Below are 21,122 nucleotides of genomic sequence, written 5' to 3'. Positions count from 1 at the left end.
ACGCCCGGACTCCCGGGCGCCCGGCCCCGGACGACGGCCCCGGACGACGGCCCGTCAGAGGTCGAGGACGAGCTTGGCCGTGCAGGACCGGGAGACGCAGATCATCATGCAGTCGTTCGCCGTCCGCTCGGTGTCCTCGAGGACGGAGTCGCGGTGGTCGGGGATGCCCTCGAGGACGGAGGTCTCGCAGGTGCCGCACGTCCCTTCGTTGCACGAGGACACCGTCGGGATGCCGGCCTCCGCGACGGCGTCGAGCACCGAGACGTCGGGACGCACGGTGATCGTCCGGCCGCTGGCCCGCAGCTCGACCTCGAACGCGTCTGACCGCACCGGCTCGGTGAGCGGCTTGGCGGCGAACCGCTCGGTGTGCAGGGTGCCCCGCGGCCAGTCGAGGGTGGCCAGCTCGATGGCGTCGAGCAGCGGCCCGGGCCCGCAGCAGTAGACCTTCGTGTCCTCGCGTGGTGCACCGAGTATGGCCGGCAGGTCGAGCAACCCCACCTCGTCCTGGGGAGCGATCGTCACCCGGTCTCCGTATGCCGCGAGCTCGTCGAGGAAGGCCATGCTCGCCCGGGTGCGTCCTCCGTAGGTGAGATGCCAGTCCGCACCCCGGGCCTGCGCCTCCCGGATCATCGGCAGGATCGGCGTGATGCCGATGCCGCCGGCGACGAACACGTACCGGGGAGCATCGACGAGGCGGAAGTGGTTGCGGGGCCCCACGATCCGCACGACGTCTCCTTCGCCGAGCGCGCCATGGACGTACTCCGAGGTGCCGCGGCTCAGCGGCTCCCGGAGGATGCCGAGACGGTAGGTCGACAGGTCCGCCGGGTCGCCGGAGAGCGAGTACTGGCGGGTCCGGACGCCCGTCGCTCCGGGGACGACGAGGTCGACGTGCGACCCGGGCTGCCAGGACGGGAACGGCATACCGGACGTCGGACGGAGGGTGAGGGCGCAGACCCCGTCGCTCACGTCGTCCTTGGCCTCGACGACGGCCTCGGTCATCGTCTCGCCGGTGAGCCGGGAGACGGCCGCGCCGGAGTCGCCGCGCCGGGCCGGAGGGGTGAAGGAGATGGGCAGGTGCCACCAGACGTGCATGTTGGGGGTGCTGCGGTACTTCTCGGGCTCGCCGTCGAGGGTGTAGCGGCCGAGGACCGGGAGCGCCTCCTCAAGGGCGATCTGGGTCTCCAGGAGCGCGAGCGGCCGGCCGAGGCAGCCGTGGAGGCCCTCGCCGAAACCCATGTGCCGGAAGCGTCCCCGGGTGACGAGGTACCGGTCGGCCTCGGCGAACTGGCGCTCGTCGCGGTTGGCCGCCCCGTAGACGAGAACGACGCGGCCACCCTTGGGGATCGTCGTGCCGTGGAGGGTGACGTCGCGCGCCGCCGTGCGCCCGACGAGCTGGAGCGGGGTGTTCCACCGGACGGCCTCGTCGACGGCGGACGGGATGAGGGAGGGATCGGCGAGGACGAGCTCCCGCTGGTCGGGGTTGTCGGCGAGGAGCTTGAACGTCGTCCCGATGAGGCCGGCCGTCGACTCCACGCCACCGAGGAAGAGGACCATCATGAGCCCGAGCACCTCCGACGCGGCCGTGACGTGCTCGTCGGCGAACGGCCGCCCGTTGATGCTCGTCTGGACGAGATGCGTCACGACGTCGCCCCGCGGATTCCGGCGACGGTCGTTGAGCAGGTCCGTGAAGTAGTCGCGGATGCCGTCGGTCGCCTCGCGCGCCAGCGGGGTGAGGCGCTGGTCCCCCGGCTTGCGGTCCTTCAGCTGGTGGACCCAGGTGTCGAGCTGGGCGCGCGTCGTGGGGTCCTCGTGCCGCGTCGGGAGGCCGAGGACGGCGAAGAAGACGTCGTTGGGCGTCGGCCAGGCCAGCTCCTGCGCGAGGTCGACGTGCCCGCGGTCGCGCCATGGGGCGAGGTGCTCGCGGATGACGGCGCGGATCGCGTCCTCCCGCTCGGCGATCCGGCGGGGCAGGAAGAAGGGCTGGATGATCTGCCGCACCTCGTCGTGGCGCGGGTTGTCCAGGTCGGGGAGGAAGCCCGGGCCGGACTGGTCCTTCGCGGTGTCGTCGATGTCGATGCCCTCGTAGGAGAGGAAGGTCTGCGGGTCGGTGGCCGCCGCCCGGACGTCCTCGAACCGCGACAGCGCCCACCACCCCCACTTCTCGCTGAAGTAGACCGGCGCCTCCTCGCGCATCCAGTCGTAGACGGGGAACGGGTCGGCCTTGAACTCGTCGGAGAACGGGTCGTACTCGCGACGGACGGCGGCGGTGACGGACATCGGGGTCTCCAGGGGTTTTAAAGCGCTTTAAGAACGTCACACAAGCGTGGACTGCGATCCGTCTCCTGTCAAGGGGCGAAGCCCCGAGATGGGCCCTCAGCGTCGGGAATCGGCAGGTGCGGGCTTTCCGTGGTCGGAACGGCGATCAGACCACGACAACCTCACACCTGCCGCAGCGGAGCCGACGCACCGTCGTGAGAGATGTCGCTACGGTTCCGGCGCAGGTCCTCCTCGAGACCCTCAGTGTGCTGACCCGGCTGACGGCGCCCCGCCTGATCTCGGTGGCCGCCGCCGCGCGAGCCGTGGAAGCGCTCGACGTCGCCGTCGTCGGCCTTCCCCCGCGCGACCATCAGCGACTCATCGCCGAGCTCGCCAGGCACGACATCCGGGGCGGGGCGACCTACGACGCCGCGTCGAACTCGTCACGAGAGACCGCCGAGCCCCATCGACCCATGAGGCGATAGGGGGCGCGTCACACCCTGGTGGCCCGACCGGCCCGACTGGCACGATCGGGCGGCCGAGCGACCCGGCAAACGGGTGGAATGATGACGGTATGCCGCGCGCTCGCCTCGCCGACGTCGCGGCGCGGGCGGGGGTGTCACCGGCGACCGTGTCGCTCGTCCTGCGTGACCGGCCCGGCCCGAGCGAGGCGACCCGCGCGGCGGTCCAGGCGGCCGTGGCCGACCTCGGGTACCGGCCGGACCGGACCGCGAGCTCGTTGGCCCGCAAGCGGTCCCAGCTGCTCGGTGTCGTCCTCGACGTGAGCCACCCCTTCCACGCCGCCCTCGTCGACGCACTGGACGGGGCCGTGAGCGGCACCGGGCTCGATCTCGTCCTGTCGACGACGACGTCGCGCCGCGACGAGCGGATGGCCGTCGAGACCCTCCTGGACTCGCGGTGCGCGGCCGTCGCCCTCCTCGGCTCCACGCTCGCCGGTCCGACCCTCGACGCACTGGCTCAGGAGGTCCCCGTCGTCGTCGTGGGCCGGCCGGGCAGCCGGCTGGCGCGCGGGGTCTGGGCGGACGACGCGGCCGGTCTGCGGCTCGCCGTCGACCACCTCGCCGACCTCGGTCACGATCGGATCGCCTTCGTCGACGGAGGCGCCGGGACGATCGCGACGGCCCGCCGGCGGGGGTACCGGGCCGCCCTGCGCGGGCGCGGGCTCGAGGCATACCAGACCGTGATCGTCGGCGGGAGCACCGAGGCTGCCGGTCTCGCTGCCGGGGCGCGGGTCGCCGCAGAGCCGTCGCCGTCGCGACCCACCGCCCTCGTCGCCTTCAACGACCGATGCGCCGTCGGCGCGCGGGACGCGTTGCTGCGCGCGGGGATCGGCGTGCCGGACGAGGTGTCGATCGTGGGCTACGACGACAGCCCGCTCGCCCGGCTCGCGACGATCGACCTCACGAGCGTGAGCCAGGACCCGGAGGCCATCGCCCGCGAGAGCGTCCGGGTCGTCGAGGCGATGCTCGATGGCGAGGAGGTGGCCGACGTCGTCGTCCAGCCTCGCCTCGTCGTGCGTTCCTCGACCGCCCCACCGGCCCGAACCGCGCCCGCCGCTGGAGGTCACCCTGGTCGCGGCGCGTAGGCTGAAGAGTCGGTGAGGAAGAGCACCGAGCAGCACCGAAGGCGGTGGGCGATGCGGATGAGTGACCGACGTGAGCTGACCCACAGCCTGGGCTTCAAACCGGCGGTCGCCGTCGCGGCAGCCCTGGTCCTGGGGGCCGCGCTGTCCAACGTCGACGTGGGGCCGAGCTCGGTGCTCGCACCCTTCACCTTCAAAGGCACCGCGAGCGATGCGCGGCAGCTGCTCACGGTCGTGACGGGAACGATGATCACGGTGACGAGCCTCGTCTTCGGCCTCACCGTCGTCCTGCTGCAGGTCGCCGCGACGACGTACTCGCCACGGCTGCTGCGCTCGTTCCTCCGGGACCGAGGCACGCAGATCGTCCTCTCCACCTTCGTCGCGACGGTGGCGTACAGCATGGCCGGCCTGGAGACGGTGGGAAGCCTTCGCCACGGCGTCCCGTTCGTGCCGAGGCTCGCCGTGACGGGCGCCCTCGTCCTGGCCCTGCTGTCCATCGGCATGCTCGTCTACTACATCGGGCACATGACGAACTCGATCCGGATCGACACCATCATGAGGATGGCCGAGACCAGCACCCGGGACGTCCTGCACCGGGAGCACCCGCTCCTGCGGGCCGGCGAGGACCCGGACCTCGAGGTGGCCCTCCCGGTGCCACCCGAGGCCGTCGTGGTCACCGCGGTGACGGACGGGTACGTCGCGGCCATCGACGTCGACGTGCTACTCGCCCTTGCGACGCGGTCACGCGTGCGCATCCAGCTGCTCCAGCTGCTCGGCTACCACGTGATCGCCGGAGCTCGGCTGGCGGTCGTCTGGGCGGATGCCGGCGCCACGGTGACTCACGGCACCGTCGCCGCGGTGCGCGAGTCGGTGCGGATCGAGCCCGAACGCAAGGTCGAGCTCGACCTCGGATCGGGGATCCGGCAGCTGGTGGACATCGGCTGCCGAGCGATGGGGACGACCCAGAACGACTCCTACACGGCCGTCGTCGCCGTGCACCACCTGACCGACGTCATGGCGGATGCCGCGCACCGGCGCTTCGCGACGACCGTGCGGAGGGATACGGACGGCGAGATCCGCGTCGTCGCGCCGGTCGTCGGCTACCAGACCCACCTGAAGGTGGTGTGCTCCCATATCCGCCACGGTGGCCTCGAGCGGCATCCCCGCGTCATGCTGGAGCTGGTCCGGATGCTCGGCACTCTCGCCTACTCGACCGAGGATCCCGGTCGCCGCGCGGCGATCGCCCGTGAGCTCGACCTCGTCGAGGCGTTCGCCCGCCGGAACCTCGCCGAAGCCGCCGATCTCGCCGAGATCGGGCAGGCCGTGGACCTCGCGCGGGCCGAGCTCGTCGTACCGGAGCGGCAGCGGGCCGTCCTGGCGCAGGCGGCGGCAGAGGTCACGATCGACTCGGCGGTCGCCGACGAGGCCTGATGGAGTGGTGGGCCCCGCCCCCCTGTCCAGCGGGCAGCGCAGCCGTCGCTAGCGGCGGACCTCGTCGAGGCGGACGGGGCGGTGTTCCTGGAGGGACAGGGTCGCCGCCTCGGCGATCCAGCTCGCCTCGAGGCCGTCGCGGATCGTGCACGGAGAGGCGAGCCGGCCCGCGGCGACGTCGACGAAGGTGCCGAGCTCGATGCGGAAGGCCTCGGTGAGGCGGTCCATGAAGAAGGTGTGTGCCGGCCCGGAGGGCCAGCGGATCCCGGGGGTGGCCTGCCGGAAGGGCAGCCCCTCGTCGAGGCCGGCGGCGATCGACCCCTCGGAGCCGTGCAGCTCGAGGCGCACGTCGTAGCCCTGGGCGTTGTAGCGGGTGTTGGAGACGACGCCGATCGTCCCGTCCTCGAAGGCGAGCAGCGTCGAGGCGCTCGACACGTCCCCGGCGTCGGCGAACATCGCGTCGCCGCGGGCGTCTCCCGTCGCATACACCTCGACGACGTCGTGGCCGGTGGCCCAGCGGACCGCGTCGAAGTCGTGGATGGCGCAGTCGCGGAAGATGCCACCGGAGCCGGCGAGGTAGGTCGCGGGCGGCGGGGCGGGGTCCATCGTCGTCGAGCGGATGGTCGTCAGCCAGCCGAGCGAGCCGGAGTCGAGGGCCGCCTTGGCGGCGACGAACGCCGGGTCGAACCGGCGGGGGAACCCGATCTGGACGGGGACGCCGGAGGCGGCGACGACGTCGATCAGGTCGGAGGCGGCGGCCGGGTCCTCCGACACCGGCTTCTCGCAGAAGGTCGGTATGCCGACGGCGAGGCTCGCGTGCAGCAGCGGCAGGTGCGTGGCGGTGGAGGAGGCGATGACGACGCCGTCGAGACCGGCGGACAGGAGGTCGTCGGTGCTGGCGACCGCCTCGGCACCGAACCGCGCCGCGACCGCCTGCGCCGCTTCGGGGACCGCGTCGGTGACGACGAGCGATCCGACGGTCTCCAGCGCCGAGAGGGTCTCGGCGTGGAACGCGCCGATCCGGCCCGCGCCGATGAGGCCGATCTTCATGGGGGTTCTCCTTGTCCTGCAGGGGCTTTCGTGAGGTGGGTCAGCTCCGGGCGGGCTGTCGCGGCTCGAGGCCGACGGTGCGGTATGCCCCGTCGATGAGCTCCATGACCTCGACGGCGAAGGCCGCGTCGGTCAGCACGGCCGCCCGGTGGCGGACGGCGGCGGCGAAGGCCTCGAGCTGATAGGTGTAGCTGCTCCGCGAGCCGGGATGCTCGACCGTCTCGGTGCCGTCCGGCCGGCGCAGGATGACCCGGTCGTCCTCGTGCGGGAGGGCGAAGCGCGGGACGTGGATCGTGCCCTCCGAGCCGGTCACCGTGAGGTGGAAGTCGGCGGGCGCCGTGGGCCGCACCATGGAGCCACCGCCGTGCGCCGTTGCGCCAGAGGGGTATGCGAGGTCGACCCACAGCTCCTCGTCGACCCCGGGCGCGCCGGCCCGCTCCTGCACCCGGCCGCCGGTGAAGGACGGGGCTCCCCCGGCATACTCGCCGAGGAGGGCGATCGCGGACAGGCTGTAGCAGCCGAGGTCCATCGTCGCGCCGCCGGCGAGGTCGAGCCGCCAGCGCGGGTCGTCGGCGCCCGGGTCGGGCATCGAGAGGGTGCACTCGACGTCGCGGATCTCGCCGATCGCCCCCTCCTCGATGAGCCCGGTGACCCGGTGCCAGAACGGGTGGTAGGGGTAGTGGAAGCCCTCCATGAAGACGACCCCGGCGGCTCGGGCGGCGTCGCGGACGGTGCGCGCCTCGTCGGCGTTCGCGGCGGACGGCTTCTCGGAGAGGACGTGCTTCCCGGCCTCGACGGCCCGTCGGTTCCACTGACCGTGCAGGCCGTTGGGGAGCGGGTTATAGACGGCCTCCACCTCGGGGTCGGCGAGCAGCTCGTCGTAGCTCGCGTGCACCCGCTCGACGCCGTGCTCGGCCGCGAAGGCCTCGGCACGCCCGGTGTCACGGGCCGCGACGGCGACGAGCCGGGTTCCCGTCGCCCGGGCCGGTGACACCATGGCGAGGCCGGCGATCCGGGCGGCCCCGAGGATGCCGATCCGCAGGGGCTCCGTCATCGGCCCGCCGCCGTCTCGATCGCGGGCGCCGAGGTCGTCGTCATCGTCGTCGTGGTCCTTCCGGGCGTCGTCGTCCGCGGGGTCGCGGCCTCACCGGCGACGATGCACTATCGCCCGCCAGCGCGTCAAGCCTTTGTCAGAACAACCTGTCAACCGAGGTCAAGAGCCGAGCTCGTCGAAGCCCGCCTCGTCGAACCGGAGGGTCGTCGCGTTCTCCCGAACGACGCGGATCGTCGACTCGTCGAAGCCCGCCGGTGCCTCCGCCTCGATCTCGACAGCCGCGGGCGCCCGGTTTCGCGTTGTCGACCTTCTTCGTGAGTTCGATCCATGCCATGCGGGCTTGGGCACGGACGGGTCGCGGGTTCGCTGAAGGTAGGCGTCGAGACAGGGGAGAGCACGTCGAGCATCTGCCCGATGCGGTCGCGGTTGCTCGTCTCCATGTCAGAAGTTCCACTCGGTCGCGAGGAGTCCGACGAGCCTCTCCTGCCGTGCCTGGAGGACCTCGGGCGTCCAGGCCTCGCTGCCCAGGACCTGGCTGGTCAACGCGAAGGTGCTCACACCGTTCTTTCCGGTGAAGTACTTCGCCTTCTTCGTCACGAAGTCGTAGTTCTGTGCCTCGGAGTTCTTCGCGCGATTGAGCAGGACGAGGTTGCCCAGCTTGTGGGTCCACAGCGTGCGTTCGTCCTCGGTGAATGCCGTCGACCATTCGCTGTCCGGCGCGGGGTTCTGCGGCAGGATGTGCTCGACGGTGATCAGCTTGTGGTCGTATGACACGCCGGGCGTCTTGGCGAGCAGCTCGTCGAGTCTGAGCAGGACGTACTTCCGCACCGGCTGGACGAGGTAGATGTCCTCCTCCAGCTTCGTGCGCGTGGCGGCCCGTTCGGCGTCGGTCAGGTCGAACTCCGCCGCGTCCAGCCCAGTGCCCCGGTCCAGCGACTTGAGCAGATCGGCATACCGCTGAGCGCGCGGCGTTGCATAGACGCGGCGCAGCAGCATGCTCGCAGCGAGCCGCTCGAGTCGCTGGAGGTAGGCGACGAGGAAGGCCACGTCCTCCCGGTGATGACGCAGCGCCCACAGCGCCGGCGCCCGCCAGTCGTTGTTGTCGAGCATGGCGAGGCGCCGCAGCCAGTTGTTCACCTCGGCGGCCGCGCCGGGGCCGGGGAAGTCCTGGTTCACGACGTGCTCGATGGCATCCGCATACGGGAGGAGGACATCGTCGACGAACACGGTTGCTTTGCTGGGCAGATATTCACGAAGCACCTGGGTGGGGAACTCCTTGAGCAGCTCTCGACGGGCCCGCTCCCTGGCGAAGATCATCCGAATGTCGAGGAAGAGCGCGGCGAAGGTGTCGCGACCCAGGTCCTGCTCCGCGTCCTCCCACTTGTCGGCGTAGTCGGCCTGCCTCTCCGGGGGGACCGCCCCGATGACGTCGGCCTTGAAGATGTCGGCGGGTGAGAGGTCGAGTCCCCGGGCGTTCATCACGCTGAAGATGCGGTGGGCACTGGCCAGGTCCGGGGTGCTCACAACCACGAGCAGGGTGCGCTGACCGAGCATGGTGGCCAACGCCTGGCGCTTGGTCTCCGGCCAGTCGAGCAGGCGATTGCGCAGGGCTCGGGTGTTGTCGCGGATGGCGCGTTGGGCGTCCGTGCCCAACGCATGGTCGGGGAGCTCCACGAGGGCGTCTAGGTTCCCGGCCGTCTGGACGTACTTCGCGAAGAAGTCGGCATCTCGCTTGCGGAGCCGGAGACGGGGCTTGGCCCTGGTGCCGTCCATGATCCGGCCCGGCTCCTCGACGAGCTCCTTCAGCTCCGCCGACAGCTGCGTGTTCTCGGTGAGGTCACGCAGGATCGACAGGAGGATCGTCAAGGTCGTCAGCCGCTGCTGTCCGTCGATGACCTGGGCGGCGGGAGTGTCGCCCTGCTTCACCAGGACGACAGACCCGAGGAAGTAGGGGTCGTCCTCGTCACGCCCCAGCGCGTCGTCCAGGTCGTCGAGCAGTTGGAGCGCCTGCTCGGACTGCCAAGCGTAGGGACGTTGGTAGTCCGGGATGGCGAAGTCGTAGTCGCTGCAGAAGATCTTGCGCAGCGGCAGCTCTCCCGCCATGAGTTGCTTCATCGTCATTCCTGCTCGTCGAAGTCGAAGGCGGACTGGTTGGTCGCCGGTTGCTCGCTGCGGGCGGCGTCGAGGATGTCGGGCCAGCTCGTCGCGAGGGCGTTGAAGGTCAACGCGAGTAGACCGCGGTCGGCGCCTCGTCGCCCTGGGGATACCTCAGACCCAGCCAGTCACGGAGCGTCCGCGAATAGAACATATTCGCACCGACAAAGACCCGATGCGTCGCTGTCCCTGCCACGCCGGAACCGTAGCGTATTGCCCCGTGCTGCGCACTTTCACACATCGACGTCAGACCTCGTCATCCTCCGCTTCACGAAGAGCGGCGAATGCCACGCGCTCGCGCTCACGTCGAGCACGTCGGGCGGAGAAGATGTCGTTCGCCATGAATCGTGTATGTGTTCCGACGCGGTGCGAGGGGATCCGCCCCTCGGCAGCGATCTTGAGCAGGGTCGGTCGTGAGATGCCGAGGATTGCGGCGGCCGACGAGGTCGTCAGCTCCTCAGGTGCTGAGGAGATCGTCACCGTTCCACCCGTGGCCATGACCTCGAGAACGTGTTGAAGGATTCGACCGATTTCAGCAGGGATCGGACCGCTGAGTTGTCCCTCGTGCTCGACCTGCAACCGTCCCTCGGGACCCCTCAGAGTGTCGAGAACACCACGAGCGGCTCTGGCATCATGCTCCGTCGCAATGACTCGGTTGGTGGACTCCACGAGGGTAGCCATGGTGGGACTCCTACGTATCGCGAGAGCGCACTCGCGCCTTCCATCTGCAACTGTAGACTAGAGCACTTATAACTGTAGCTCTACTGCGCCGACCTCCGTGGACCGCGGGGCGTTCCGAGCGAGTCTCTGGCCTGTCGGGACCAGCGGCCATCCACGAAACGGAGCCGTGTGGACGTCCCGCGCCACCGAGTCGTGGCCCGCCCGTAGCCGCCGGACGCGACGGGCACTTTGGGTCGCGTGGATCCCTGACGCGGAAGCCCCCCGTCCGGAGGCACCCGGCGCCTCGACACCATCTACCGGCTCGCCGACGCCCTCGAGGTCGACGTCGCGTGGCTCGTCGACCGTCGGGACGGCCGCCTCACACCGCCCGATCGACCGTAGGCGCGGGGCGTAGAGGCGCGCGCTCGACGTCGACGGACCGACCGCCTCCTCAGTGGCTGAGCTTCGACTCGGCCTGCGCGGCAAGACGGCGGGACAGCTCCTCGGAGTCGAGTCCCTCGGCGAGCGCCTCCCGCACGACCTGGCTCTGGGTGAGCGGGGCCATGCCGTCGATCGGCTGGTCCCGGTCCAGGTTGGAGGGGAAGGGGTAGCCCTCCGCGGAGGCGGCGCGCGCGTTCGCGAGGTCCCCAAGCGGCGCGCCGGCTGCCTTGCGCTGCAACAGGAACGGGTACACCGCCTCGACGACGCGGGTGCGGTCGACGGTCTCCATGGCGCGGCCGAACGCCGAGGAGATCTGCAGGAGGTTCGCCATGCGGGAGATGTCCGCGGAGACGTTGCTGCCCGCGGCGTGGAAGAGCGCCGGGTTGAAGAAGACGGCGTCGCCCTTGGCCAGCGGCAGCTGGATGTGGTGCTCCACGAAGTAGTCCTGGAACTGCGGCAGCCAGTAGGCGAGGTAGCCGTGCGAGTACTTCTGCGAGTGCGGCAGGTAGAGCGTCGGCCCCGACTCGACGGGCATGTCGACGTGCGCCACGGCCCCCTGGAGGGTGAGCAGCGCGGACAGCGCGTGGACGTGCGCGGGGTAGGACGCCGAGACGTCGGGGTCCATGAACCCCAGGTGGTAGTCGCGGTGCACCGTCTGGCCCGCCCCGCCGGGGTTGACGACGTTCACCTGCGAGGTCACCTGGTAGCCCGGGCCGAGCCAGGCCGTCGCGACGAGGTCGATGATGTCCATCGCGTAGTAGTCGACGAAGGCCTCGGGGTCCTCGACGGCGAGCTTCTCCAGGGCGTTCCAGATGCGGTCGTTCGCTCCGGGCTTCGCGAAGTGGTCACCGGCCTCGACGCCCGACGCCCGCTGCGCGGCGATGATCTCCTTGAACGCCTCGGTCACCCGGTCGACGACACCGTGGTCGAAGGCGTTCTCGTACACCGTGATCCCAGGCCCGTCGAGCAGGGCCCGAGCGATCTCCGCCTGCACCTCGCGGCGCCCGTCCCGACCCGCGACGATCGGCGCGAGGGCCGCGGCGTCGTAGACGAGGACGCCCTGCTCGACCCGGTCGGCGTGGGGGTAGTCGGCGAGGTCGGTCTCCTCGGCGAGCACGGCGAGCAGGTCCTCGAGGCGGCAGTCCTCGCGGCGCAGCCAGCCGGTCATCGTCGTGCGGCGGGTGGGGGTGGCGGTCATCGGTCGTCTCCTTCGATGCGGGTCTTCGGCACGGGGCTCTCCCGTCAAGGGTGCGTCATCCGGACCCCCACGGGGAGGGCCCGGAGACCTCAGAAACACCTCAGGACCTTGTGGGGAAGCTGGTGGGTGCCATGGCTCCAGCCGGCCTCCCCACAAGTACTCTCACCTGGGGCGGGGGGAGGGAACACGACAGCCTCGGCCTGCCGAGGCGAGCCGTACCATGCGGTATGCGACGCCCTCGCCCTCCCGGGTCGACCCCGGCACCGGGGGCGGACCGGCTGGCGCAGGGGGACGAGGTGTCGACGCGAGGGGGCGGGCACCGGATCGCCGACATCGCCTCCCAGTCGGGGCTCTCCGCAGCCACCGTCGACCGGGTGCTCCACGGGCGTCCCGGCGCGAGCGCCCGGGCCGTCCACCAGGTCGAGCAGGCCGTCCTCGACCTCGACCGGCAGCGGACCCAGCTGCGCCTCGGCGCGAGGACCCTCGTCGTCGACGTCGTCATGCAGGCGCCGGTGCGCTTCAGCGGGGCGGTGCGGGAAGCCCTCGAGCGCGAGCTGCCGGCGCTCCGCCCGGCGACCGTCCGGGCCCGCTTCCATCTCTCGGAGAGCGCGGGCCCGCAGGATGTCGCGTCGCTCGTCGCCCACCTCGACCGGATCGGCACCCGCGGCCGGTCGAGCCAGGGGGTGCTCCTCAAGGCCCCCGACGACCCCGAGGTGGCCGGGGCCATCGACCGGTTGGCGAGCCGCGGGATACCGGTCGTCACGCTCGTGACGGACGTCCGGGAAAGCCGGCGCGTCGCATACGTCGGCCTCGACAACGCGGCCGCGGGCGCGACGGCCGCCTATCTCGTTGCGGGATGGACCGGTTCGCGATCAGGAGGACGCGACGAGGTCGCGGCCCGCGGCCGGGTGCTCGTGACGCTGAGCCGGGCGACCTTCTTCGGGGAGCAGGAGCGCCGGGCCGCGTTCGAGGACACCGTGCGGCGGCTCGCACCGGGTCTGGAGGTCCTCGTCCTCTCCGACGCGGACGGTCTCGACGAGGCGATGGCGGCCCTCGTGCGCCGGGCGGTGACGGACGGGCGGGCCGTGGACGGCGTCTATTCAATCGGCGGCGGCAACCGGGCCATCGCCGCCGAGCTCGCCGCGGCGGGCGTCGTGCCGGACGTGTTCATCGGCCACGACCTCGACGCCGACAACCTCGAGCTGCTGCGCACCGGCGTCCTCACCGCCGTGCTCCACCACGACCTGCGCGCGGACATGCGCCGCGCCTGCCAGCAGGTCATGCGCCATCACCACCTGCTGCCGGGAGCCCCGACGAGCCGCCCCGCGGCCGTCCAGATCATCACGCCCCACAACGTCCCTCCGCGCCTCGGCCCCGCCGGGTGAGGGTGCACGGGCGGGTCCGGCTCAGCGGACGACGAGGACGGTCGCGGAGAGGGCCGAGGCGAGGAGCACGACCTGCTCGAACCGCACCTGCGAGATGCGCCGGATCGTGTGCAGGCCGAGCCAGCCACCGAGGATGACCGCGGGCGCGAGGAGGACGGCCCGCCGGAGGTCGGCGAGGTGGATGAGGCCCAGGCCGAGGCTGAACGGCACCTTCGTGAGGTTCACGCCGAGGAAGAACCACGCTCCCGTGCCGACGAACCGGCGCTTCTCGACGCCCCGGCTCACGAAGAACAGGGTCATCACGGCGCCCGCCGCGTTCGCCGTCATCGTCGCGAACCCGGCGCCGAGACCCGCGAGGAGCGCCGGTCCGCGCCGGCGGGTGGCACTCGACGGGCCCGTCGCCGTCCTCACCCGGTCCTCTCCGTCGGCGGTGACGACGACCACCGACGTCGGCCGGCGAGCGCGGACCTGGAGGAAGAGCTGGAGGGCGCACAGGACGAGGAGGAGCACCCCGATGCTGCGGCGGAGCACCGCGTCGTCGACGACGGCGAGGAACGCCGCACCGAGCGCGAGCCCCGGGACGACGAGGGGCAGCAGCTCGCGGATGAGCGACCAGTCCGCGTCGCGCCGGTAGTGCCAGACGGCGACGAGGTCACCGACGATGAGGACGAGCAGGAGCGCACCGGTCGACTGCTTCGCCGGCAGCAGCGAGGCGAAGATGACGACGCTGAGCACGGCGAGACCGCCGACCGCCGTCTTGGAGTAGCCCACGATGAGGGCGGCGACGACGAAGAGGATCGCGGTGAGCATCCCGTCGCCTCCTCATGTCAGGACAAGAGGACATCAGTATGCCGCAGCTCACCTCTCCGGTCAGCCCACCTTCTCGCCGAGTGGGCAGGTCGCCGGCCGCCCGGCCCTACGTCACTCCTTGACGTAGGGCTCGCCGTCGGCGGCGGGTGCGCGGACCTTGCCGACGAGCCCGGCGACGGCGAAGATCGTCGCGAGGTAGGGGAGCATCGCTAGGAAGTTCGTCGGGATGGTGACCGGCGGCTGGACGAGCGAGAGGAGCGTCTGCAGCTCGTAGGCGAACCCGAAGAGGAGGGCCGCACCGACGGCCCCTCGTGGGCTCCACCGGCCGAAGATGAGCGCCGCGAGCGCGATGAAGCCGTTGCCCGACGTGATGTCCTTCGTGAACGAGCCGACGGCGCCGATCGTCATGTACGCGCCGCCGAGCCCGGCGATGGCGCCGCCCATGATGACGTTGCGGTACCGGACCCGCAGGACGTTGATGCCGACCGTGTCCGCGGCCTTCGGGTGCTCGCCGACGGCCCGGGTCCGCAGCCCCCACCGGGTGCGGAAGAGCGCCACCTGGATGACGACGATGAGGACGTACATGAGGTAGACGATGACGTTCTGGTCGAAGAGCAGCGGCCCGATGAGCGGCAGCTTGGACAGGACGGGGATGGCGATGCTGTCGAAGCTGCCGGGGTTGTTGAGGCTGTCCTGGTTGGGCTGCATGAGGGCGTCGTAGAGGAAGCCGGTGAGCCCGAGGGCGAGGACGTTGAGGACGACGCCGAGGACGACCTGGTTGACGAGGTAGCGGATCGAGAAGAGCGCGAGGAGCCAACCCATGAGGGCGCCGGCGACGAGGGCGGCGACGACCCCGCCGCTGCGGCCGATGACCGTCCCGAACATCGCTCCGGCCCAGGCCCCGGCGAGCATCTGTCCCTCGATGGCGACGTTGATGACGCCGGAGCGCTCGCAGAGCACCGCGCCGAGCGCGCCGAGGATGATCGGCGCGGCGAGGCCGAGGGTGTTCTCCAGGACGCCGAGGAGGTCGATCGTCGAGCCGGTGCCGCCGCTCGCCGCCCAGCAGAAGAAGGCGAGGAGGAACAGGAGCCCGACGGCGCTGCCGACGACGGTCGACCACGGCTTCGTGAAGCCCTTGACCGCCTGGAGGACGCCGAGGACGAGAATGAGGACGCCACATACGTATGCCGTCGCCGCGACCGGGAGGACGAGGTCGGGCAGGTGGATGAACTCCGATCCCTGCGACAGGTCGAACCGCGCCGAGTGGGCCTCGGCGTTCCGGCCGAGGGCGAAGGTGAGCGCCCCGACGAGGATCATGACGACGCCGGTGACGATGCGCCGCGTCCGGGACACCGGCTTGACGACGACGTCGTGGACGACGATGTCCTCGGGGGTGGGCGCGGTCCCCGGCGAGGGAGAGGTCGTCGTGCTCATCCGTTCCACCCCTTCGCGAGGGCCTGACCGGTGCCGGCTCCGCTGCCCTTAAGGCGGAAGATGCCGCGGACGAGCGCGGGGGCGGCGATGAACAGGACGATGACGGCCTGGATGACGTCGACGACGTCGATGGGCGTGCCGGTGCTCGACTGCATCTGGACGCCCCCGGCGCGGAGCGCGCCGAAGAGGATGCCGGCGAGGACCGTGCCGCCGGCGTTGGCCCGGCCGAGGAGGGCGACGGTGATGGCGTCGAAGCCGATGCCGGCGTCGATGTCCTGGGTGATCGCCGGGTTCGTGCCGAGGATCTGGGTCACGCCGGCGAGGCCCGCGAGGCCGCCGGCGATGAGCATGACGCGGGTATAGGTCGCGCCGACGCTCATGCCGGCCGTGCGGGCGGCGTTCTGGTTCGCCCCGACCGCGCGGAACTCGAAGCCGAGCGTCGACCGGGTGAGCAGCCAGTGCACGCCGTAGGCGGCGAGGAGCGCGATGACGAGCCCGAGGTGGAGGCGCAGCGAGCCGCCGAGCAGGTGCGGGAGCCGGGCGCTGCCGAGGATGGAGTTGGAGATCGCCTGCCCGTAGGGCGGTCGCTGGAAGCTCTCGACGGACAGCAGGAAGGCCAGCAGGTAGTAGGCGACGTAGTTGAGCATGATCGTCGAGATGACCTCGTGGGCACCGGTCTTGGCCTTGAGGAACCCGGCGATCCCGCCCCAGACCGCCCCGCCGAGGATGCCGGCGACCGCGGCGACGATGAGGTGGATGACCGGGGGCAGGTGCCAGGCGAACCCGACGTAGCCCGCGCAGATCGCGCCGGCGATGATCTGCCCCTGGCCGCCGATGTTGAACAGGCCGGCGCGGAACGCGAGGCCGACCGACAGTCCGCCGAGGATGAGCGGCGTCGCGCTGACGAGGGTCTCCGAGATGGGGCCGAAGATCCCGGCGATGGTGCCCGAGCTGGCCCGCCCGGGGTTGAAGATCGCCCCTTCGAAGAGCGCCTTGTAGGCCTCCCAGATCGCCGAGAAGCCGTACCGGAAGGTGTCCCACGGGTAGGAGAAGAAGTAGGTCGCCGCGTTGCGGGTCTGCTCGTCGCTCACCGCGATGAGGACGCCGCCGACGACGATGGCCGCGACGAACGCGAGCGCCGTGACGACGACGGGGCTGTCGCCGAGGCGGCGGCGACCGCTCCGTCCCGGCTCCGGGGTGGGCGCGGCCGGCTCCGCCGGGGGCGCCGTCGACGTCTGGCTCACTGGGGCTCCTGCGGGGTCTCGGACGGTCCGGTCGGCGGGTGTGCCCCCTCGTCGGATCCAGTATGCGGGTCGGTCGCGTCGTCGGAGTCGGTACGCGGGGCGGTCTCGGCGGGCGGGGCGCTCCCCTCCTCGGAGCCGGCATGCGGCATACCGCCCACCGCCTCGCCGACCGGCTCCGCCGCGAACGCCGGGTTGACGACCGGCCCGGTCGGTGCCGCGGGTATGCCGGAGGGCAGCTCCTCGGGACGGGTCCCCGCCATGAGCAGGCCGATCGTCTCGGGGTCGGTGCCGGCCGGCACCTCGCCGATGATCGACCCGCGGTACATGACGGCGATCCGGTCGGCGAGTCCGAGGACCTCGTCGAGCTCGGTCGAGACGAGGATGACGGCCGAGCCGTTGTCGCGCTCGGCGATGATCCGCTTGTGGACGAACTCCATCGACCCGACGTCGACGCCCCGCGTCGGCTGGGCGACGACGAGCGCCTCCAGGGGCCGGGACAGCTCGCGGGCGAGGACGACCTTCTGCTGGTTGCCACCGGACAGCGTCGACGCGGCGGCGTCGATGGACTGGGTGCGGACGTCGTACTCCGCGACCCGCTCGGTCGCGTTGTCGGCGATCCGGGCGAGGTCGAGGGACAGGCCCTTGCTGAAGGGCTGCTGGTCGTAGAGGTCGAGGACGAGGTTCTCGGCGATGCTGAAGGACCCGACGAGACCGTCGTGGAGGCGGTCCTCGGGGACGTATCCGACGCCCTTCTCGAGGATCCCGTGGACGTCGGTCTCGGTGACGTCGCGGCCGCTGATCCGGATCGTGCCGGCGTCGATCGGGGTGAGGCCGACGAGGGCCTGGGTCAGCTCGGTCTGGCCGTTGCCCTGGACGCCGGCGAGGGCGAAGATCTCCCCCTCGCGGACGGTGAAGCTCACGTCGTCGACCATGACGTGGCCGAGCGTGTCGAGGATCCGCACCCCGTCGGCCTCGACGACGGCGCGGCCCGGCTGGGCCGGCTCCTTGTCGACGGTCAGCTGGACCGGGCGGCCGACCATGAGGGAGGCGAGCTCGGCGGCCGAGGTGTCGGGGGTCGCCTGCCCGACGACCCGGCCGCGCCGGATGACGGTGATCCGGTCCGCCACGGCCCGGACCTCGCGCAGCTTGTGGGTGATGAAGACGATCGACGTCCCGCCCCCGCGGAGGGTCCGCATGACCTCCATGAGCTCGTCGGTCTCCTGCGGTGTGAGGACCGCGGTCGGCTCGTCGAGGATGAGGATGCGCGCGTCGCGGACGAGGGCCTTGACGATCTCGACGCGCTGCTGCACACCGACGGCGAGGTCGGCGACGAGGGCATCGGGCGGGACGTCGAGGCCGTAGCGCCGCGACACCTCGGTCACCTCCCGGCGGGCCCGCCGCCGGTCGAGGAAGCCGATCCCCGTCGTCTTCTCCGCGCCGAGCTCGACGTTCTCGGCGACCGTGAAGACGGGGATGAGCATGAAGTGCTGGTGGACCATCCCGATGCCGGCGGCCATCGCGTCGCCGGGGCCCGAGAAGCGGACCGCCGCGCCGTCGACGAGGATCTCGCCCTCGTCCGGCTGGTAGAGGCCGTAGAGGACGTTCATCAACGTGCTCTTCCCGGCGCCGTTCTCCCCGAGGAGGGCGTGGATCTCACCCGGCTCGACGGTGAGGTCGATGGCGTCGTTGGCCGTGAACGTCCCGAACCGCTTCGTGATCCCGCGGAGCTCGAGTTTCACCGCTCACCTCCTTCGTCGTCCCGGATCCGGGCAGGGCCGTGGCTCACATCATCACCCCGGATCCGGCATACCGCCTCGCCTGCCGCGGACAGCGCCGGGAGGGGAGCACCGGACGATCGCCGGCTCTCCCCTCCCTGCTGACCCGTCTGCAGTCGCCGCGCCTACTTGGGCTGGCTCGGCGAGGTGATGGTGATCTTGCCGGAGATGATGTCGGCCTTGATCTGGTCCAGCTCGGACTTCAGGTCGGCCGGCACCTTGCTGTCGAAGGTGTGGAACGGCGCGAGGCCGGTGCCGCCGTTCTCGAGGGTGCCGATGTAGTTGCCCGTCGGGAAGGTGCCGGAGGCGGCCTTCTCGGTGTACTCCTGCACCGACTTCGTGATGCCCTTCGTCACGCTCGTGAGGAAGTAGTTGCAGTACTGGGAGGCGGACTCGCAGCCGTCGGTGTCGACCCAGATGACGCTCACCTTGCCGCCGGAGGCCTGGGCCGCGGCACCGGCCCCGAGCCCGGCACCGCCGGCGACGGGGAAGATGATGTCGGCGCCCTGCTGGATCTGCGCCTGCGAGATCGTCTTGCCCTTGTTCTGGTCGGTGAAGGACTGCGAGAAGGTGCCGGCCTTCTGGTTCTTCTCGGTCCAGCCGAGGACCTGGACGTGCTTGTCCTTCGTCTTGTTGTAGTACTGGACGCCCTCCCAGAAGCCGTCCATGTAGATCGTCACCGGCGGGATGTTGAGCCCGCCCCAGGTGCCGACCTTGCCGGTCTTGGACATCGCCGCGGCGAGGTAGCCGCCGAGGAAGCCGCCCTGGGCGGTGTTGTACTGCAGGCCGTAGATGTTGTCGCCCTGCGAGGCGTTGTCGACCTGGGCGAACTTCTGGTCGGGGTGGGCCGTCGCCGTCGACTTCACCGCGTCGGCCATCAGGCCACCGACCGCGACGATGGTGTCGCAGCCCTTGTTGACCTCGGCGTTGAGGTTCGGCACGTAGTCGTTCTGGCTGTTCGAGGCGACGTAGCTGATCTTGATGTTCGGGTTGGCCTTGTTCGCCGCCTGGAACCCGGCATACGAGCTCTCGTTGAACGATCGGTCGTCGACGCCTCCGGTGTCGAGGACCATGCAGGCCTTGAAGGCCTTGCCGCTGCTGGAGCTGCTCGCGTTGCTGGTCGGCTTCGAGCCGCAGCCGGCGAGGAGGAGAAGCCCCGCCCCCGTCGCTGCCGTGATCTTCAATGCGTGTCGCAAAGGGGATTCCTCCTACCCACACAGGCACCGGGTCTCGGCGCCGAACTTCGGCTCACCCTAGTACAGCGGTTGTGGACGAACGGGCCTGTCGAGGCAACCGGGGAGGTTGTTATCGCGCCGACATATTGCCGTCCGCCGGGTCGCACCGCGGGACGGTCGCGCGCGCGTGACCCGGTTCGGGACAGAATCTCCCGCATGTCCTTCCACGTCGCTCTCGCCGCGACCGGCCCCGTCGCGCGCGAGGCCGGGTATGCCGTGGCCCGCCAGGGCGGCAACGCCGTCGACGTCGCCGCGGCCGCCGCCGTCGCCGTCATGGCCTGCGAGCCGGGCATCGTCAGCCTCCTCTCGGGCGGGTACGTCAACGTGTGGCCCGAGGGCGGCGAGCCGGAGGTCGTCGACGGCAATGTCGAGATGCCCGGCCGCGGGCTGCCCGAGGAGGCCTTCGGGCGCGGGGTGCGTGAGGTCCGGATGGACTACGGCGCCGGGGTCGTCATGTACGGCGGCCACGGAGCGTGCGCCACCCCGGGGTCGGTCCAGGCGATCGCCACCGCCGTCGAGCGGCATGGCCGGATGCCGTGGTCCGCGATCGTCGAGCCCGCCGCCGCCTCCGCCCGGACCGGCTACCCCATCGGGGCGGCGGCCGCGCGCTATCTCGGCTTCACCGCCGAGCCGCTCTTCGGCCCCGACGTCGAGGCCCGCCGGATCGTCACCCGGCCCGACGGCTCGCCGCTGCGGGCCGGTGACGTCGCGACGAACGTCCCACTCGCCGACGTCCTCGACCGGCTCGCCGCCGAGGGGCCGTCCCTGTTCACGACGGGCGACGTGGGGCGCGCCATCGCCGCCGACATGGCCGAGCACGCGGGCCTGGTCACCGAGGCCGACCTCGCCGCATACCGGCCGGTCGTCCGGACTCCGGTGCGCCGGGTCCTCGGAGACTGGGACCTCGCCGTCAACCCACCGCCCTCCGTCGGCGGACCGATGCTGGCCGTCATGCTCGGCGAGCTGAGCGCGGCGCTCGGCGCCGACTGGTCGTGGCCCGCCGTCATCGAGGCGCAGCGGGCCGTGCTGGCCTACCGGCACGCGGTCCACGACTTCTCCGTCGACCTCGAGTCCGACGGGCATGCGCTCCTCGCGGCCGTCGAACGCTACGGCCTCGCCGGGCTGCCGACGTCGTCGTCGACGGCGCACGTCTCGGCGACCGACTCCGAGGGGCTGGCGTGCGCGGTGACGGTGTCCAGCGGCTACCTGTCCGGCATCGCGACGCCCGGCACCGGGCTGCTGCACAACAACGCCCTCGGCGAGCCCGAGCTCAACCGCCTCGGCCTGCATCGCGTCCGGCCGGGCACCCGGCTCGCCTCGAACATGGCGCCGACGACCGGCCGGGCCGCCGGCGGGCGGGCCCTCGCCATCGGCTCCCCCCGCGCCGACCGG

Annotated in this window: 17 protein-coding genes; 5 read left to right on the top strand and 12 right to left on the bottom strand. The window is 71.2% G+C overall.

From position 1 onward, the window contains the following. Nucleotides 1-54: 54 nt before the first annotated feature. Entirely contained in the window at nt 55-2,277 is a 2,223-nt protein-coding gene (locus BN12_RS06690; protein WP_048551103.1) for a cytochrome P450, read from the bottom strand. Between the two features lie 194 nt (nt 2,278-2,471). Between BN12_RS06690 and BN12_RS06685 the strand changes: the two genes are divergently transcribed. The 3 genes from BN12_RS06685 to BN12_RS06675 all read left to right on the top strand — a co-directional run bounded on the left by BN12_RS06685 (nt 2,472) and on the right by BN12_RS06675 (nt 5,290). Next, entirely contained in the window at nt 2,472-2,741 is a 270-nt protein-coding gene (locus tag BN12_RS06685; RefSeq protein WP_157635381.1) for a PIN domain-containing protein, read from the top strand. A gap of 89 nt (nt 2,742-2,830) precedes the next feature. Continuing rightward, complete coding sequence (locus tag BN12_RS06680; RefSeq protein WP_048551100.1) at nt 2,831-3,862, top strand: LacI family DNA-binding transcriptional regulator; 1,032 nt, start codon at nt 2,831-2,833, stop codon at nt 3,860-3,862. Between the two features lie 51 nt (nt 3,863-3,913). After that, entirely contained in the window at nt 3,914-5,290 is a 1,377-nt protein-coding gene (locus tag BN12_RS06675) for a DUF2254 domain-containing protein (RefSeq protein WP_048551098.1), read from the top strand. A gap of 48 nt (nt 5,291-5,338) precedes the next feature. Here the strand turns inward: BN12_RS06675 and BN12_RS06670 are convergent, their stop codons facing one another. The 6 genes from BN12_RS06670 to BN12_RS06645 form a co-directional block, all read right to left on the bottom strand. After that, nucleotides 5,339-6,340: a Gfo/Idh/MocA family protein gene (locus BN12_RS06670; RefSeq protein ID WP_048551096.1), complete on the bottom strand. Its 1,002-nt coding sequence runs from the start codon at nt 6,338-6,340 to the stop codon at nt 5,339-5,341. Between the two features lie 40 nt (nt 6,341-6,380). Beyond that, nucleotides 6,381-7,394, bottom strand: a complete 1,014-nt coding sequence (locus BN12_RS06665; protein ID WP_048551094.1) for a Gfo/Idh/MocA family protein — start codon at nt 7,392-7,394, stop codon at nt 6,381-6,383. Nucleotides 7,395-7,553: 159 nt separating this feature from the next. Next, entirely contained in the window at nt 7,554-7,742 is a 189-nt protein-coding gene (locus BN12_RS26045; RefSeq protein ID WP_048551092.1) for a hypothetical protein, read from the bottom strand. Nucleotides 7,743-7,835: 93 nt separating this feature from the next. Beyond that, on the bottom strand, nt 7,836-9,515 hold the full coding sequence (locus tag BN12_RS06655; RefSeq protein ID WP_200901166.1) for a DUF262 domain-containing protein: 1,680 nt from the start codon (nt 9,513-9,515) through the stop codon (nt 7,836-7,838). 279 nt (nt 9,516-9,794) lie between these two features. Then, nucleotides 9,795-10,229 (bottom strand): helix-turn-helix domain-containing protein, encoded by a 435-nt coding sequence (locus BN12_RS23710; RefSeq protein ID WP_083454467.1) that lies wholly within the window; start codon nt 10,227-10,229, stop codon nt 9,795-9,797. 430 nt (nt 10,230-10,659) lie between these two features. Beyond that, nucleotides 10,660-11,847: a phytanoyl-CoA dioxygenase family protein gene (locus tag BN12_RS06645; RefSeq protein WP_048551090.1), complete on the bottom strand. Its 1,188-nt coding sequence runs from the start codon at nt 11,845-11,847 to the stop codon at nt 10,660-10,662. A gap of 296 nt (nt 11,848-12,143) precedes the next feature. On the opposite strand from BN12_RS06645, the gene BN12_RS06640 reads away from it, so the two are divergent. Further along, complete coding sequence (locus tag BN12_RS06640; RefSeq protein WP_048551086.1) at nt 12,144-13,232, top strand: LacI family DNA-binding transcriptional regulator; 1,089 nt, start codon at nt 12,144-12,146, stop codon at nt 13,230-13,232. 21 nt (nt 13,233-13,253) lie between these two features. Here BN12_RS06640 and BN12_RS06635 read toward each other — a convergent pair whose 3' ends face one another. The 5 genes from BN12_RS06635 to BN12_RS06615 form a co-directional block, all read right to left on the bottom strand. Next, entirely contained in the window at nt 13,254-14,042 is a 789-nt protein-coding gene (locus BN12_RS06635) for a sulfite exporter TauE/SafE family protein (protein ID WP_048551084.1), read from the bottom strand. Nucleotides 14,043-14,153: 111 nt separating this feature from the next. Next, nucleotides 14,154-15,476, bottom strand: a complete 1,323-nt coding sequence (locus BN12_RS06630; RefSeq protein WP_053079968.1) for an ABC transporter permease — start codon at nt 15,474-15,476, stop codon at nt 14,154-14,156. Beyond that, nucleotides 15,473-16,720 carry an ABC transporter permease gene (locus BN12_RS06625; protein WP_048551081.1) on the bottom strand — a complete coding sequence of 416 codons (1,248 nt, stop codon included), beginning with the start codon at nt 16,718-16,720 and terminating at the stop codon, nt 15,473-15,475. Before BN12_RS06625 ends, BN12_RS06630 begins: the two co-directional genes overlap by 4 nt. Continuing rightward, on the bottom strand, nt 16,717-18,459 hold the full coding sequence (locus BN12_RS06620) for an ABC transporter ATP-binding protein (RefSeq protein WP_083454465.1): 1,743 nt from the start codon (nt 18,457-18,459) through the stop codon (nt 16,717-16,719). The genes BN12_RS06625 and BN12_RS06620 overlap by 4 nt, the downstream gene beginning before the upstream one ends. A gap of 161 nt (nt 18,460-18,620) precedes the next feature. Next, the gene (locus BN12_RS06615; protein WP_048551077.1) at nt 18,621-19,691 is read right to left on the bottom strand and encodes a BMP family lipoprotein; all 1,071 of its coding nucleotides are present in this window, start codon (nt 19,689-19,691) and stop codon (nt 18,621-18,623) included. Between the two features lie 195 nt (nt 19,692-19,886). Here BN12_RS06615 and BN12_RS06610 point away from each other — a divergent pair. Next, a partial coding sequence (locus BN12_RS06610; RefSeq protein ID WP_048551075.1) for a gamma-glutamyltransferase occupies nt 19,887-21,122 on the top strand: 1,236 nt, incomplete at its 3' end.

The sequence above is a fragment of the Nostocoides japonicum T1-X7 genome, from assembly GCF_001046855.1.
In the GTDB taxonomy this organism is placed as follows: Bacteria; Actinomycetota; Actinomycetes; order Actinomycetales; family Dermatophilaceae; genus Nostocoides; species Nostocoides japonicum.
Note: the sequence above shows the minus strand (reverse complement) of the source record. Positions and strands in the feature narration are given on the sequence as shown.

Coding starts and splice junctions, on each gene's coding strand:
- BN12_RS06690 (WP_048551103.1), bottom strand. CDS start 2,277: ATGTCCGTCACCGCCGCCGTCCGTCGCGAGTACGACCCGTTCTCCGAC.
- BN12_RS06655 (WP_200901166.1), bottom strand. CDS start 9,515: ATGACGATGAAGCAACTCATGGCGGGAGAGCTGCCGCTGCGCAAGATC.
- BN12_RS06670 (WP_048551096.1), bottom strand. CDS start 6,340: ATGAAGATCGGCCTCATCGGCGCGGGCCGGATCGGCGCGTTCCACGCC.
- BN12_RS06680 (WP_048551100.1), top strand. CDS start 2,831: ATGCCGCGCGCTCGCCTCGCCGACGTCGCGGCGCGGGCGGGGGTGTCA.
- BN12_RS06630 (WP_053079968.1), bottom strand. CDS start 15,476: ATGAGCACGACGACCTCTCCCTCGCCGGGGACCGCGCCCACCCCCGAG.
- BN12_RS06675 (WP_048551098.1), top strand. CDS start 3,914: ATGCGGATGAGTGACCGACGTGAGCTGACCCACAGCCTGGGCTTCAAA.
- BN12_RS06635 (WP_048551084.1), bottom strand. CDS start 14,042: ATGCTCACCGCGATCCTCTTCGTCGTCGCCGCCCTCATCGTGGGCTAC.
- BN12_RS06645 (WP_048551090.1), bottom strand. CDS start 11,847: ATGACCGCCACCCCCACCCGCCGCACGACGATGACCGGCTGGCTGCGC.
- BN12_RS06665 (WP_048551094.1), bottom strand. CDS start 7,394: ATGACGGAGCCCCTGCGGATCGGCATCCTCGGGGCCGCCCGGATCGCC.
- BN12_RS23710 (WP_083454467.1), bottom strand. CDS start 10,229: ATGGCTACCCTCGTGGAGTCCACCAACCGAGTCATTGCGACGGAGCAT.